The organism is Rhizobium sp. NFR07, assembly GCF_900111905.1.
In the GTDB taxonomy this organism is placed as follows: domain Bacteria; phylum Pseudomonadota; class Alphaproteobacteria; order Rhizobiales; family Rhizobiaceae; genus Neorhizobium.
In genome coordinates, this window is record NZ_FOKM01000023.1 from 1 (window position 1) to 14,681 (window position 14,681).

General features: G+C 62.2%; 10 protein-coding genes. 3 read left to right on the plus strand and 7 right to left on the minus strand.

All coding sequences use genetic code 11. The annotated features are described in order from the left end of the window. Positions 1–122: 122 nt before the first annotated feature. Positions 123–1,013, minus strand: a complete 891-nt coding sequence (gene galU, locus BM216_RS30750; protein ID WP_093003805.1) for a UTP--glucose-1-phosphate uridylyltransferase GalU — start codon at positions 1,011–1,013, stop codon at positions 123–125. 201 nt (positions 1,014–1,214) lie between these two features. On the opposite strand from galU, the gene BM216_RS30755 reads away from it, so the two are divergent. After that, entirely contained in the window at positions 1,215–2,435 is a 1,221-nt protein-coding gene (locus BM216_RS30755; protein ID WP_093003807.1) for a lytic murein transglycosylase, read from the plus strand. 145 nt (positions 2,436–2,580) lie between these two features. Beyond that, complete coding sequence (locus BM216_RS30760) at positions 2,581–3,687, plus strand: SGNH/GDSL hydrolase family protein (RefSeq protein WP_244530419.1); 1,107 nt, start codon at positions 2,581–2,583, stop codon at positions 3,685–3,687. A gap of 28 nt (positions 3,688–3,715) precedes the next feature. On the opposite strand, the gene BM216_RS30765 is transcribed toward BM216_RS30760, so the two are convergent. The 5 genes from BM216_RS30765 to gltB form a co-directional block, all read right to left on the minus strand. Next, the gene (locus BM216_RS30765; protein ID WP_093003811.1) at positions 3,716–4,180 is read right to left on the minus strand and encodes a hypothetical protein; all 465 of its coding nucleotides are present in this window, start codon (positions 4,178–4,180) and stop codon (positions 3,716–3,718) included. A gap of 48 nt (positions 4,181–4,228) precedes the next feature. Then, positions 4,229–5,734, minus strand: coding sequence for a DASS family sodium-coupled anion symporter (locus BM216_RS30770; RefSeq protein WP_093003813.1), 1,506 nt, complete (start codon positions 5,732–5,734; stop codon positions 4,229–4,231). A gap of 172 nt (positions 5,735–5,906) precedes the next feature. Beyond that, positions 5,907–7,361, minus strand: a complete 1,455-nt coding sequence (locus BM216_RS30775; RefSeq protein WP_093003815.1) for a glutamate synthase subunit beta — start codon at positions 7,359–7,361, stop codon at positions 5,907–5,909. 12 nt (positions 7,362–7,373) lie between these two features. Then, entirely contained in the window at positions 7,374–7,532 is a 159-nt protein-coding gene (locus BM216_RS34375) for a hypothetical protein (protein ID WP_177230997.1), read from the minus strand. 5 nt (positions 7,533–7,537) lie between these two features. Beyond that, positions 7,538–12,256 carry a glutamate synthase large subunit gene (gene gltB / locus BM216_RS30780; protein ID WP_177230998.1) on the minus strand — a complete coding sequence of 1,573 codons (4,719 nt, stop codon included), beginning with the start codon at positions 12,254–12,256 and terminating at the stop codon, positions 7,538–7,540. A gap of 477 nt (positions 12,257–12,733) precedes the next feature. On the opposite strand from gltB, the gene BM216_RS30785 reads away from it, so the two are divergent. Then, positions 12,734–13,786 carry a threonine aldolase family protein gene (locus BM216_RS30785; RefSeq protein WP_093003819.1) on the plus strand — a complete coding sequence of 351 codons (1,053 nt, stop codon included), beginning with the start codon at positions 12,734–12,736 and terminating at the stop codon, positions 13,784–13,786. Between the two features lie 4 nt (positions 13,787–13,790). On the opposite strand, the gene BM216_RS30790 is transcribed toward BM216_RS30785, so the two are convergent. Continuing rightward, positions 13,791–14,645 carry a LysR family transcriptional regulator gene (locus tag BM216_RS30790; RefSeq protein ID WP_093003821.1) on the minus strand — a complete coding sequence of 285 codons (855 nt, stop codon included), beginning with the start codon at positions 14,643–14,645 and terminating at the stop codon, positions 13,791–13,793. Between the last annotated feature and the right edge of the window lie 36 nt (positions 14,646–14,681).

Consider the following 14,681-nt stretch of genomic DNA (forward strand, 5'->3'; position numbering starts at 1 on the left):
AGGGCTGAGCCCTGTACAATACAGGACCCAGCCCTCAAAACTGCCCAGCGCCTAATCTGTCCAACTTAATGGGGTCAGTTCATGGCGGCGCGGGCTTTTTCGTGATCTGTATTTGCTGAGGCTTACTTCAGCTTGGAAACCAGCGCCTTCAGCGGCTCTTCGATCGCCGGACGGATATCCGCGCGCTGCAGCGCAAAGGCGATATTGGCCATGATGAAGCCGTCCTTGGCACCGCAGTCATAGGTCTCGCCGGTGAACGGATAGGCGGCGAATTCCTGTTGCTTGGCCAATGCCAGCATGCCGTCGGTCAGCTGGATCTCGTTGCCGGCGCCGCGCTCCTGGGTTTCCAGGATCTTGAAGATCTCCGGCTGCAGGATGTAGCGGCCGTTGATGAAGAAGTTCGACGGCGCGGTGCCCTTGGCCGGCTTTTCGACCATCTCGGTGATCTTGAACCCGCCGTCACCAACATCGGCGCCTTTGCCGACGATACCGTATTTATGTGCCTGTTCCGGAGCACATTCCTCGACGGCCAGAACGTTGCCGCCGGTCTTTTCGTAAAGCTCGACCATGCCCTTCAGGCAGCTTTTTTCCGACGACATGATCATGTCGGGCAGCAGAACGGCGAAGGGCTCGTCGCCAACGATGTCGCGGGCGCACCAGACGGCATGGCCGAGACCAAGCGGCACCTGCTGGCGGGTGAAGCTCGCGGTACCGGCCTTCGGCAGGATATGCGACAGGAGCGTCAGTTCGGCATTCTTGTTGCGCTCGCGCAGCATCTGCTCCAGCTCGAACTGGATGTCGAAATAGTCTTCGATGACCCCCTTGCCGCGACCGGTGACGAAGACGAAGTGCTCGATGCCCGCTTCGGCGGCTTCATCCACCACATACTGGATGACCGGCTTGTCGACGACGGTCAGCATTTCCTTCGGCACGGCCTTGGTGGCGGGAAGAAAACGCGTTCCGAGCCCGGCTACCGGGAAGACCGCTTTACGAATTTTGCGCTGTTCAGACACTCATGCCTCCTGGATGCACATCATTGTGCGGATTTGAAACCTTCGGGGTTCTATTGTGCAATTGCTACCGTTTCGCAAAAGGCTCCCACGAACCCGTGATCTATGGTAAAGAATTTGTTGACTCTATTCTGATAAGACATCGATGAGCCGCATGCCAGTCTCGCCATGAATGGCGAATGAACAGAATGGATACGACTGCCGATGACCAAACCCCGCACCCAACGTTCGCGTAGCCTCGCTCTTTTGCTTGCTGCCAGCCTTGTCGCCGGAATATGGCCATTAGAAGCCCAGGCCGATGCCGGCTTCAAGTCGTGGGTTGCCAATTTTTACGCTACAGCTGCAAAGAGCGGCATCAGCAAGTCGACCTATAACAAGGCCTTCGCCGGCATCAACGGCCCGGACGAGGACGTGCTGCAGAAGGCCCAGTACCAGCCGGAATTCAAGTCCAGGATCTGGGAATATGTCGACAGCCGCGTCAATCCCTATACGGTCAAGATCGGCCGCGAGATGGCCGCCCGCCATGGCCAGACGCTGAACGCGATCGAGCGCCATTTCGGCGTCGACAAGCATATCCTTCTCGCCATCTGGTCGATGGAATCCAACTACGGCGCCGTGCTGGAAAAGCCGGACCGCCTGCATCACGTGCCGCAGGCTCTGGCAACGCTCGCCTGGGCCGACCCGAAGCGCGCCAAGTTCGCCCGCACACAGCTGATCGCGGCGCTCAAGATCCTGCAGAACGGCGACGTCACGCCGAAGCAGCTGACCGGTTCCTGGGCCGGCGCCATGGGCCATACGCAGTTCATCCCGACCAGTTACCTGCTCTACGCGATCGATGCCGACGGCAACGGCAAGCGCGACATCTGGCATTCGATCCCGGACGCACTGGCCACCTCCGCCAACCTGCTCGCCAAGAACGGCTGGACCACGGGCAAGACCTGGGGTTACGAAGCCGTGCTCCCGGCCGGTGCAGCCAGGTATGAAGGCCAGACCAAGACGCTTGCCCAGTGGGCGGCGCTCGGCTTTGCACGCCCGAACGGCAAGGGCTTTCCACGCGGCAGCGATCGCGCCGAACTCAAGCTCATGGCCGGTTCGGATGGCCCGGCCTTCCTGATGATGAAAAACTTCTTCACCATCAAGAAATACAACGCCGCCGACAGCTACGCGCTGGCCGTCGGCCTGCTCGCCGATGAGATCGCCGGTTATGGCGGCATGCAGCAGTCCTGGCCGCGTCCGCACGGCACGCTCGACATGAAGGAAAAATTCGAGCTGCAGTCGCGCATGAAGGAACTTGGCTACTACGATGGCGAGATCGACGGCAATTTCGGCTCCGGCTCGAAGGCTGCCATTTCCGCCATCCAGAAGCGCCTCGGCATGAGCCAGGACGGCGAGCCGTCGCAATCGCTTCTCAAAGCAATTCGTTGACTTGTAGAGATAGCGGCGCAAAATCCCCGGCAATGACCGCCGGGCAGGACTGGAAATGGTGATGGGCAGGCCGAAACAGAAAAGAGCGTGGCAGCGTATCGGCTGCACACTCACGGCTGGCCTTATCTTGGCGACGAGCCTGCCATTGACGGCTAGCGCCCAGGAGCGCTGGCCTCGCCGCAACCTTTTCGAGATGCTTTTCGGCGGCCCTCGCTACGAGAGAGAAGAGCCGCCGCGTCAATATAATCGACGCGGCGACGGCGTCATCGAGATGGCGCCGCGCAGGGAGCGCAATCGCAGCACCCGAGTAGCCGCGCCCCGCCCGCCTGCCCCCGTCGTCCCGCCCAAGCCGGAACCCGTCGCCAAGCTGGAAAACGCCCGCAAGATCCTCGTCGTCGGCGACTTCTTCGCCGGCAATATCGGCGGCGAACTTGAGACGACCTTCGAAGCCTCGCCAGGCGTTGCCGTCATCACCCGCAGCGATGGTTCCTCGGGCCTGGTACGCGACGACCACTACGACTGGCTGGGCGAACTCCCTGCAATTCTCGACGAAGCCAAACCCGCGATCGTCGTTGTCATGTTGGGTGCCAACGACCGCCAGCAGATGACCTCCGGCAAGCGTGAAAAATTCCGCACCGAGGAATGGTTCACCGAATACAAGCGCCGCGTTTCCGAGCTTGCCAAGACGGTCGCCACCCGCAAGGTGCCGCTGCTCTGGGTCGGCCTGCCCGCCTTCCAATCGCCTTCCATGATGGCAGACGCGGTAACGCTGAACGCCATCTATCGCGCCCGCACGGAAGAGGTCGGCGGCGAATTCGTCGATATCTGGGACGGTTTCGTCAGCGAGGACGGCAAGTTCATCGTCACCGGCTCCGACGTCAGCGGCCAGCAGGTGCGCCTGCGCGGCTCGGACGGCATCACCTTCACCAAGGCCGGCAAGCAGAAGCTCGCCTTCTACGTGGAAAAGCTCGCCCGTCGCCACCTGGGTGACATGGCAAGCCCCGAACTGGTCAATCTCGACGCCGACAGCCTTCCCGAGCTCGGCCTGCCGGCGACTGCGAGCAAGGCGCTTCTCGCTCACCCGATCAGCCTCTCCGACCCGGAACTGGACGGCGGCAAGGAGCTTCTGGGCGCGATGCCGAATACCGACATCCAGTCTCAGTCCCCGCGCGACAAACTGGTCAAGCGCGGCGAGATGGAAGCCGCCCCCACCGGCCGCGTCGACGACTACAGGATCTCGACGACGCAGTAAGATCTCCCTCCGAGTTCACACCGCCCGCTTATAGCTTGAGCGTCGCATGCGCCCTCGCCATTCCCGTGGCATGGTCTATCCCATCGATGAATGCCTGCGCCCGCGGTATCGCGTCGTGCAGGTACTGATCCGGCCCCAGCATCTTGCGCTGGTTGAGCTCGGCCGTGTCGAGAAGATCGAACTCCACCGTCTCAAGCGTGCAGCTCCAGCCCGGACGATGCATCGACCAGCCTTTGGCGTGATGCGCCAGCAGCCTCTCCCGACTGGAATACCCGTGATAATCGAAGGCGATCAGGCCGTCGGTGACGTAGATGTGGTTACCCGCGAAACCGTCAGCAGGAATGATCCGCTCGGCTTGAAATCCCTTCATCGGCGGAGATCGCAGAAAAATGCCTGCCAGGATATGGCAGGCGCCGTGACCGAAGAAGATCATGTCCGGCAGAGCCCAGCGCCTGACCGGATCCTTCTTGATGCCGTGTTTCAGGATGTACATGCCGGAATGATCGGCTGATTCCGCCTGAACGCAAACATCTTTATTCCCTCACCAGTAGCCCAGCACCCGCCACCATGTCGCCCCGATGACAGCGAAGATCGCGAGGTTGACGATGCACATGACGAGACCGACGCCCCACCATTTGCCCATCGTCACATAGCCGCTGCCGAAGATGATCGGCGATGTTCCGGTCGCATAATGGGTCAATGTCATCATGATCGCCGAGGCGGCCACCATCATCAGCACGAAGAGAGGCTGGTATTCGACAGGGATGAGCAGGATTCCGACGCTGAGGAAAGCGAGCATCATGGCGCTGACATGCGCCGTCGTGCTTGCGAACATGTAGTGGGCGAAGGTGAAGATCAGCACCAGCACCGCCGCGGTCATCTCCCACCCCAGTTCGGCATGCGAGATCATGTCCTTCATGCCGTTCGAGAACCAGCCGATGACGCCGAGCTTGTTCAACTGGTCGGCCATCATCACCAGCGCCCCGAACCAGATCAGCGTATCCCAGGCGCTCTTCTCGCCGAGCACGTCATCCCAGTTGATCGTCCCGGTGATCAGCAGCGCGAACAGGCCGAGGATCGCAACCACGGTCGGATCGAGCGTATAGGCCGGCCCGAGGATCATCGCCGGCACATTGGCCCACAGCAGAAGCAGCATGGCGAAGGTGCCGATCATCACCATTTCCTTCGCCGAGACCGGCCCCATGGCCGCCAGTTCCTGCCGGGCATAGGCAACCGCATCCGGCGTCTTCTTCAGCTCCGGTGGCGAGATGAGATAGATCACCAATGGCATGACGATCAGTGCAATGACGCCGGGCACGAACATGGCCAGCGCCCAGCTGACCCAGGTCAGCTGGATCGCACCGCCGGTCGACTTCGCGACATATTCCAGCACTAGCGGGTTGGGCGCCGTCGCCGTCAGGAACATGGCCGAGGTGATCGGGTTGGCGTGATAATTCACCAGCGCCAGATAGGTGCCGACCCGTCCCTGCGTCCCCTTGGCCGGATCGGAATCGAAGGCGTTGGCGATCGACTTCATGACCGGATGGATGATGCCGCCGCCGCGCGCGGTATTGCTTGGGGTGAATGGCGCAAGCAGTAGTTCGCACAATACCAGACCATAACCGATGCCGATCGTCCGCTTGCCGAGAAGCGTGATGAAGACGAGACCGATCCTGCGTCCGAGCCCCGTTTTGCGCAGGCCGAGCGAGATCAGCACGGCGATGACGATGAGCCAGATCAGCGGGCTGGCGAAACTGCTCAACGCATCCGCCACCGCGCCCTTCGACGATGGGGAGGTAACCTGCGCCAACGAGACGATGACGATCGCCATGAGCGCCATCACGCCGATCGACATGACCTTGAGGATGATCGCGAGAATGGTCGTCAGGAAGATCGCCAGCATCTTCCAACCATTCTCGTCCAGGCCGGACGGCGCCGGCAGCGCCAGAAGCGTCAGGAGGAAGATGGTTGTCACGACCGCCGGCACGATCCTGAAGGGGACCACCCCCTTGAAGTAGGTATAGACAGCCGGAACATGTAAGCGCATTGCCGCGTCCTTCGGATAGCGTGACCTCCTCCACGCCGATCCGTTACATGTTCGAACTGCCCTCCCATTGATGTCGGTCAAAGTGACCGGACAACCTGCCTCAGACAGCAAAACAGCCCCTTCCCGCTGCGGCGGAAAGAGGCTGCTGGATAGTTTCTAGTTCGTCGCGCTGTTAACGCGGCAGGACGGAGCTCCCCATCAGAGCTTCGTCGATCGCGCGGGCGGCTTGGCGACCTTCGCGGATCGCCCAGACGACGAGCGACTGGCCGCGGCGCACGTCGCCCGCAGTCCAGAACTTGTCGACCGAGGTCTTGTAGTCGCGGTCGTTGGCAACGACGTTGGTCGAGCCGCGGCGGTCGACATTGAGCTCGAGCTTGCCGTCGAGTTCCTTCAGCACGCTGTCCGTCGCCGGGCCGGAAAAGCCGATGGCGATGAAAGCGAGATCGGCCTTGATGATGAAGTCCGTGCCGGCGATCGGCTTGCGGCGCTCGTCGACTTCGCAGCAGCGTACGCCGGTGAGCTGGCCGTCTTCACCGATGAATTCGAGCGTCGCCACCTGGAATTCGCGGATCGCGCCTTCGGCCTGGGAGGACGAGGTGCGCATCTTGGTGGCCCAGAAGGGCCAGACGGCAAGCTTGTCTTCCTTCTCCGGCGGCTGCGGGCGGATGTCGAGCTGGGTCACCTTGACGGCGCCCTGACGGAAGGCCGTGCCGACGCAGTCGGATGCCGTGTCACCGCCGCCGACGACGACGATATGCTTGCCGCCGGCGAGGATCGGCTCGGCCGCCCAGGCGACGCTGTCGATGTTTTCGCGGCCGATGCGGCGGTTCTGCTGCACGAGGTAAGGCATCGCGTCATAGACGCCATGCAGGTCGGTGCCCGGAATGCCGGCCGGACGCGGGGTCTCGGAACCGCCGCAATAAAGCACGGCGTCATGCTCCGCGGTCAGCTGCTCGACGGAAATGTCGACGCCGATATTGGCCCCGTAATGGAAGGTGACGCCCTCGCCCGTCATCTGCTCGACGCGGCGATCGATGAAGTTCTTCTCCATCTTGAAGTCCGGAATGCCGTAGCGCAGCAGGCCCCCGGCCTTCGACTCGCGCTCATAGAGATGCACCTCGTGGCCGGCGCGGGCGAGCTGCTGGGCCGCCGCCATGCCGGCCGGGCCGGAGCCGATGACGGCAACCTTCTTGCCCGTCTTCACCGTCGCCGGCTGCGGCACGATATGGCCGAGCTCATAGGCCTTGTCGGCAATCGCCTGCTCGACGGTCTTGATCGCGACCGGTGCATCCTCGAGGTTCAGCGTGCAGGCTTCCTCGCAAGGCGCCGGGCAGACGCGGCCGGTGAATTCCGGGAAATTGTTGGTGGAATGGAGGTTGCGGATCGCCTCCTCCCACTTGTTGTTATAGACGAGATCGTTCCAGTCCGGGATCTGGTTGTGCACCGGACAGCCGGTCGGGCCGTGGCAATAGGGGATGCCACAGTCCATGCAGCGGGCCGCCTGCTTCGTCACTTCTGCATCCGACATCGGGATCGTGAATTCGCGGAAATGGCGGATACGATCCGACGCAGGCTGATACTTCGCCACGCTCCGGTCGATTTCCATGAAACCCGTAACCTTGCCCATGTCATTCCCTCTTCAAAGCAGGGTGCCAGTCGGCCCCCAGTACCAGCAGGCGAAACCCATGGTCGCCCCCAATACGATGAATTCTATTGCGACAGTGCCGCTCGCCAGGAACACGGCCGCCGGAACAGCGACCGCGATGCTCACCGAAATCAGCCGGTGAACGTGCGCCATTTGGCTTATTCCGCCGCGATGCCCATCCGCATGCGTTCCATCTCGACCAGCGCGCGGCGGTATTCGACCGGCATGACCTTGCGGAACTTCGGCCGGTATTCACCCCAGCGATCCAAGATCTCCTTGGCGCGGGTCGAGCCGGTATAGTGCATGTGGTTGGAGATCAGCTGGTAAAGGCGCTCCTCGTCGTGGCGCGTCATGTCCTCGGACACGTCGACGCGTCCCTTGTGCATGATGTCGCCGCCGTGATGGTGCAGCTTCTCCAGCATGTCGTCCTCTTCCGGAACCGGCTCGAGTTCGACCATCGCCATGTTGCAGCGCTTGGCGAAATCGCCCTTCTCGTCGAGCACATAGGCCACGCCGCCCGACATGCCCGCCGCGAAGTTGCGGCCCGTCTCGCCGAGCACGACGACGATACCGCCGGTCATGTATTCGCAGCCGTGGTCACCGACGCCCTCGACGACTGCGATGGCGCCGGAATTGCGCACCGAGAACCGCTCGCCGGCAACGCCGCGGAAATAGCATTCCCCGGTCGTCGCGCCGTAGAGCACGGTATTGCCGACGATGATCGAGTTCTCCGCAACGATCTTCGACGTCTCCGGCGGGCGCACGATGATGCGGCCGCCAGACAGGCCCTTGCCGACATAGTCGTTGCCGTCGCCGACGAGATCAAAGGTGATGCCGCGGGCAAGGAAGGCGCCGAACGATTGGCCCGCCGTGCCCGTTAGGGTCACATGGATCGTGTCATCCTTCAGGCCCTTCTGGCCCCAGCGCTTGGCAAGCGCGCCCGAGAGCATCGCACCGGCCGAGCGGTCGACGTTCTTGATCGACGCTTCGATGACGACCGGCTCCTTGCTTTCGATCGAGGCCTGCGCCTTCTCGATCAGCTTGCGGTCGAGAATGTCGTCGATCGGATGCTTCTGGCGCTCGGTCCAGTAGGTCGCGCTTTTCGGCGCTTCCACCTTGTGGAAGATCTTCGAGAAATCGAGACCTTCCGACTTCCAGTGCGCCAGCATGTCGTCCTTCTCCAGCAGTTCGGAAAGGCCGATGATGTCGTCGAACTTGGTGAAGCCGAGCGATGCCAGGATTTCGCGCACTTCTTCGGCGACGAAGAAGAAGTAGTTGATAACGTGTTCCGGCGTGCCCTTGAAGCGCTTGCGCAGAACCGGGTCCTGGGTGGCGACGCCGACCGGGCAGGTGTTGAGATGGCACTTGCGCATCATGATGCAGCCGGCGGCGATGACCGGAGCAGTCGCGAAACCGAATTCGTCCGCACCAAGAAGCGCGCCGATGATGACGTCGCGGCCGGTCTTCAGGCCACCGTCGACCTGCAGCGCGATACGTGAACGCAGCCCGTTCAGCACCAGCGTCTGCTGGGTTTCGGCGAGGCCGATTTCCCAAGGTGAACCGGCATGCTTCAGCGAGGTGAGCGGAGACGCGCCCGTACCTCCGTCGAAGCCTGCGACCGTGATATGGTCGGCACGCGCCTTGGCGACACCGGCGGCAACCGTGCCGACGCCCACTTCGGACACCAGCTTGACGGAGATGTCAGACGTCGGGTTGACGTTCTTCAGGTCGTAGATCAGCTGCGCCAGATCTTCGATCGAATAGATATCATGGTGCGGCGGCGGAGAAATGAGACCGACGCCCGGCGTCGAGTGACGGGTCTTGGCGACGGTCGCATCCACCTTGTGGCCGGGCAGCTGACCGCCCTCGCCGGGCTTTGCCCCCTGCGCCACCTTGATCTGCAGCATGTCCGCATTGACCAGATATTCGGTCGTGACGCCGAAGCGGCCGGACGCGATCTGCTTGATCGCCGAACGCTCGGGGTTGGAAGAACCATCCGGCAGCGGCAGGTAGCGATCGCTCTCCTCGCCGCCCTCACCCGTGTTCGACTTGCCGCCGATCTTGTTCATGGCGATCGCCAGCGTCGTATGCGCCTCGCGGCTGATCGAGCCGAAGGACATGGCGCCGGTCGAGAACCGCTTGACGATATCGACCGCCGGCTCGACCTCGTCCAGCGAAACCGGCTTGCGGCCGAGAACCTCGGCGGACTTGATCTTGAACAGACCGCGGATCGTGTTCATCCGAACCGCCGTCTCGTTCACCATCTGGGCGAACTCGCGGTAGCGGTCCTGGCTGTTGCCGCGCACGGCATGCTGCAGGGTCGCCACCACATCCGGCGTCCAGGCATGGCTTTCGCCACGCATGCGGTAGGCGTATTCGCCACCGATATCGAGCGTCGAGGCGAGAACCGGGTCCTTGCCGAAGGCCGCCTGGTGACGGAACACGGTTTCTTCCGCAATCTCAGTCAGGCCGATGCCTTCGATCGAGGTCGCCGTGCCGAAGAAATACTGGTTGACCAGTTCGGTGGACAGGCCGACAGCGTCGAAGATCTGGCCGCCGCAATAGGACTGGTAGGTCGAGATACCCATCTTGGACATGACCTTGAGGATGCCCTTACCGACTGCCTTGATGTAGCGGTAGACGATCTCCTGGCTGTCGACTTCCTTGGGGAACTCGCCGCGCATATGCATGTCGGTCAGCGTGTCGAAGGCGAGATAGGGGTTGATCGCCTCGGCGCCGAAGCCGGCGAGACAGCAGAAGTGATGGATTTCGCGCGGCTCGCCGGATTCCACCACGATACCGACCGAGGTGCGCAGGCCCTTGCGGATCAGGTGGTGATGTACGGCAGCGGTCGCCAGCAGCGCCGGGATGGCGATGCGGTCCGGGCCGATCTGGCGGTCGGAGAGCACGATGATATTGTAGCCGCCCTTGACCGCAGCCTCGGCGCGCTCGCAGAGGCGATCCAGCATTTCCGGCATGCCTTCGGCGCCGCGCTCGATGTCATAGGTGAAGTCGAGCGTCTTGGTGTCGAACCGGTCTTCCGTGTGGCCGATCGAGCGGATCTTTTCCAGATCGCCATTGGTCAGGATCGGCTGGCGCACTTCCAGACGCTTGGCATTGGCCATGCCCTCATGGTCGAGAATGTTCGGGCGCGGACCGATGAAGGACACGAGGCTCATGACCAGCTCTTCGCGGATCGGGTCGATCGGCGGGTTCGTCACCTGGGCAAAGTTCTGCTTGAAATAGGTGTAAAGCAGCTTCGACTTTTCCGACATGGCCGAGATCGGCGTGTCGGTGCCCATGGAGCCGACGGCTTCCTGGCCGGTCGTCGCCATCGGCGACATCAGGATCTTCGTGTCTTCCGACGTGTAGCCGAAGGCCTGCTGGCGATCGAGCAGCGAAACGTCCCGTCGCAGCGCACGCGGCTCCACCGGCTTCAGGTCTTCAAGGATGAGCTGGGTGCGGTCGAGCCACTTCTCGTAGGGGTGCTTGGTCGCAAGCGAGGTCTTCAGCTCCTCGTCGGAGATGATCTGGCCCTTTTCCATGTCGATCAGCAGCATCTTGCCCGGCTGCAGGCGCCACTTCTTGATGATGTTCTCTTCCGGCACCGGCAGCGTGCCTGCTTCGGAGGCAAGGATGATGCGGTCGTCATCGGTGACAAGATAACGCGCAGGACGCAGGCCGTTGCGGTCAAGCGTCGCGCCGATCTGCTTGCCGTCGGTAAAGCAGACGGCAGCCGGGCCGTCCCATGGCTCCATCAGGGCCGCATGGTATTCGTAGAACGCCTTGCGCTCCTTCGACATGGACTGGTTGCCGGCCCAGGCTTCCGGGATCAGCATCATCATCGCATGAGCCAGCGAGTAACCGCCGCGCTGCAGGAATTCGAGCGCGTTATCGAAGCACGCGGTATCCGACTGGCCTTCGTAGGAGATCGGCCAGAGCTTGGAAATGTCGTCACCGAAGAGCGGCGAGGAAACCGACGCCTGACGCGCCGCCATCCAGTTGACGTTGGAACGCAGCGTGTTGATCTCGCCGTTATGGGCGACCATGCGGTAAGGGTGCGCCAGCCTCCAGGACGGGAAGGTGTTGGTCGAGAAGCGCTGGTGAACGAGTGCCACCGCCGTCTCGAACCGCGGATCGGCCAGATCCTTGTAATAGGCGCCGACCTGATAGGCCAGGAACATGCCCTTGTAGACGATCGTCGAGGACGACAGCGAGACCGGATAGAAGCCGGTCTCCTGGCCGCCGAACTGATCGTAGATGCGGTTGGAAATCACCTTGCGGACGAGGAAAAGCTGGCGCTCGAATTCGGCATTGGTCGCGGCATCGCGCCCGGCACCGATGAAGACCTGCAGGTGATAGGGTTCAGTCGCGGCGATTTCCGGCGCCTTCGAAAGCGAGGAATTGTCGACCGGCACGTCGCGGAAGCCGAGGAACTGCTGCCCCTCCTCCGCGATAACATCAACGATGACCTTCTTGAAATGCTCGATCTGCTCGGCATCGCGCGGCAGGAAGAAGTGACCGACGGCATATTCGCCGGCCTTCGGCAGGGTGATGCCCTGCTTTGCCATTTCCTCGCGGAAGAAACGATCCGGGATCTGCACCAGAATACCTGCACCATCGCCCATCAGCGGGTCGGCACCGACGGCGCCGCGATGCGTCAGGTTTTCCAGGATGAACAGGCCGTCCTTGACGATCTGGTGCGACTTCTGGCCCTTCATGTGGGCGATGAAGCCGACGCCGCAGGCATCGTGCTCGTTGCGCGGGTCGTAGAGCCCCTGAGCCGCCGGAATGCCCGACGCGATGAAGGGCACGCCCTGCTCGGTTTTCGCCGAGGCCGTGTGGCTGGAACAGTGCACGTCAGTCTTCTTCGTCATCGTCATTCCTCCTGTTGGCCGCTTACCTTAAGCGAGCAAGGTGGCACTTCATCAATTCCGCCAAATGACAATCTCCTGCCATTCTCGGTCACGCGACGGCGCCGGCCCAGCGCCAGAGATGAGCCTTGATAAAGGCGCACCCTAACCCGGATCGGCGTCGAGATCAGCGGCAGAGGCGCGAGTTTTTGACCTCTTTCGCGAAAAGTAGGACAGAAAGACTGACCTAATTCCCAATCTGCTATCGCATGATTTTAACTTTCTAACAAGAGCGCCGCATCAAAAATTTAAGCCGTGAGAGACACTCCGTTACGATTGGCGTCATTTTCACGCAATTAAATTACGCACAGCAGCCCAATCATGCCGCTTCATTGCGAGGCCGATAGGGCCGCTGCCCCGCCGCGCCTTTCCCGTTGCGCCATTGGAAAAATGTCTTAATGTCCGCACCAACCTCCCAACGCGATACCAAGGTGCTTTCTCATGTTCTTCGCCTCCGACAACTGGGCAGGAGCCCATCCTGCCATCAACGAACGTCTGTCGAAGGAATCGACCCGATTTGCCGCCGCCTATGGAACGAGCGAACTCGACCGCGCCATTGAGCAGCGCTTCAATGAGGTCTTCGAGCGGGAAGTCGCCGTGTTTTTCGTCGCGACCGGCACTGCCGCCAATTCCCTGTCGCTTGCCAGCATCGCGCGTCCGGGCGGCCTCACCTTCTGTCATACGGAAGCCCATGTGATCGAAGACGAATGCGGTGCGCCGGACTTCTTCTCCGGCATGCGCATGGTGGGCGTCGAAGGCCCGGCCGGCAAGATGCTGCCGGAAAACCTGATCGAGCGCATCGCCCGTTATCCGCAGGACGCCGTCCACCACGGCCGCGCCGCCGCCGTCACCATGACCCAGGCAACCGAGGTCGGCACCATCTATACGCTTGACGAGATCGACGCGATTTCGAAGATCGCCAAGGACAACGGCCTGCCACTGCACATGGACGGCGCCCGCTTCGCCAACGCGCTCGTTTCGCTCGGCTGCTCGCCGGCCGAAATGACCTGGAAGCGCGGCGTCGACGTGCTCTCCTTCGGCGGCACCAAGAACGGCTGCTGGTGCGCCGAGGCGATTGTCTTCTTCGATCCGCAACTGGCCAAGGACTTCGCCTTCCTGCGCAAGCGCACCGCCCAGCTCTTCTCCAAGTCCCGCTTCATCGCCGCCCAGTTCGACGCCTATCTCAAGGACGACCTCTGGCTAGGCCTCGCCGGTCACGCCAACGCCATGGCCGATCGCTTGCGCGCAGGCTTCGGATCGCTGAACAGCGCCCGCCTCGCCTGGCCGACCGATTCGAACGAGGTCTTTGCCGTTTTGCCGAAGGCATATGCCAAGGCAGCGCAGGAAAAGGGTGCGAAGTTCTACGACTGGCTGGAACCGCGCGACATGCCTGAAAAGGTTACCGGCGACGAGGCCCTCATCCGCATGGTCACCTCCTTCGCCACCACCGAGGAAGACGTCGACCAGTTCCTGTCGATCTGCGCCTCCGCCTGACCACTCACGCTGATTGCGGCACGATGCGTGCCGCAATCAGGCTGGATAGCGCCTCCACCATTTCGGCATCCGCCCCGCGCCGCGGAATAAGGACGAATTCGACATCCTCGAGCTGCGGCAGGCGATCGCCCGGCAGTTCCCTTAAGCCTTCCGGCACCATGCTGCGCGGCTGCACCATCACGCCCATGCCGGCGCGAGCCGCAGCCGTCAGTCCGCTCAGGCTGCCGCAGGTGCAGACGACCCGCCAGGCAAGTCCCGCACCATCCAGCGCCTCCTGCACCACGCGCCGCGTGATCGACGGTGGCGGAAAGGCGATCAGCGGCAGCACCACATCCCGCGAGATGATGTGATCCGGATCACGCGCCAGCCAGACCAGCGGCTCGCGATAGAGAAACTTGCCGTGGGTATCACCCACATGCCGCTTGGCGAGCACCAGATCGAGATCGCCCGCATCTTGCATCTGGTTGAGCACGGCACTCAACGCTACCGTCAGCTCCAGATCGACCAGCGGATGTAGCCTAATGAAATCCTCCAGGATGCCCGTCAGCCGGTTGGCGACGACATCCTCGGAAACCCCGAGCCTCAGGCGGCCGCGCAGCCGGCTTTCGCCGAACAGCGACAGCACCCGCCCGTTGAGGTCGAGCATGCCGCGCGCATATCCGACGAGCGCCTCGCCATCGGCCGTGAGCTTTACCTGATGGGTATCGCGCAACACCAGCCTGCGCCCTAGCGCCTTCTCCAGTCGCTGGATATGCTGCGTGACCGTCGATTGTCCCACCCCCAGCCGCGCGGCCGCGTCGGTGAAGCTGCCGGTCTGCTGCAGCATCAAGAAGCTGTCGAGATGATGGAGATTCAGCATGGTTATCGCGCTTCGTGATAGCTGTTAGTGTTTGCA

What these genes read in the sequence shown, in the direction of transcription:
- BM216_RS30755 (WP_093003807.1), top strand. Translation starts at nt 1,215, where the DNA reads ATGACCAAACCCCGCACCCAACGTTCGCGTAGCCTCGCTCTTTTGCTT.
- BM216_RS30765 (WP_093003811.1), bottom strand. Translation starts at nt 4,180, where the DNA reads ATGTACATCCTGAAACACGGCATCAAGAAGGATCCGGTCAGGCGCTGG.
- BM216_RS30770 (WP_093003813.1), bottom strand. Translation starts at nt 5,734, where the DNA reads ATGCGCTTACATGTTCCGGCTGTCTATACCTACTTCAAGGGGGTGGTC.
- BM216_RS30775 (WP_093003815.1), bottom strand. Translation starts at nt 7,361, where the DNA reads ATGGGCAAGGTTACGGGTTTCATGGAAATCGACCGGAGCGTGGCGAAG.
- BM216_RS34375 (WP_177230997.1), bottom strand. Translation starts at nt 7,532, where the DNA reads ATGGCGCACGTTCACCGGCTGATTTCGGTGAGCATCGCGGTCGCTGTT.
- gltB (WP_177230998.1), bottom strand. Translation starts at nt 12,256, where the DNA reads ATGACGAAGAAGACTGACGTGCACTGTTCCAGCCACACGGCCTCGGCG.
- BM216_RS30785 (WP_093003819.1), top strand. Translation starts at nt 12,734, where the DNA reads ATGTTCTTCGCCTCCGACAACTGGGCAGGAGCCCATCCTGCCATCAAC.
- BM216_RS30790 (WP_093003821.1), bottom strand. Translation starts at nt 14,645, where the DNA reads ATGCTGAATCTCCATCATCTCGACAGCTTCTTGATGCTGCAGCAGACC.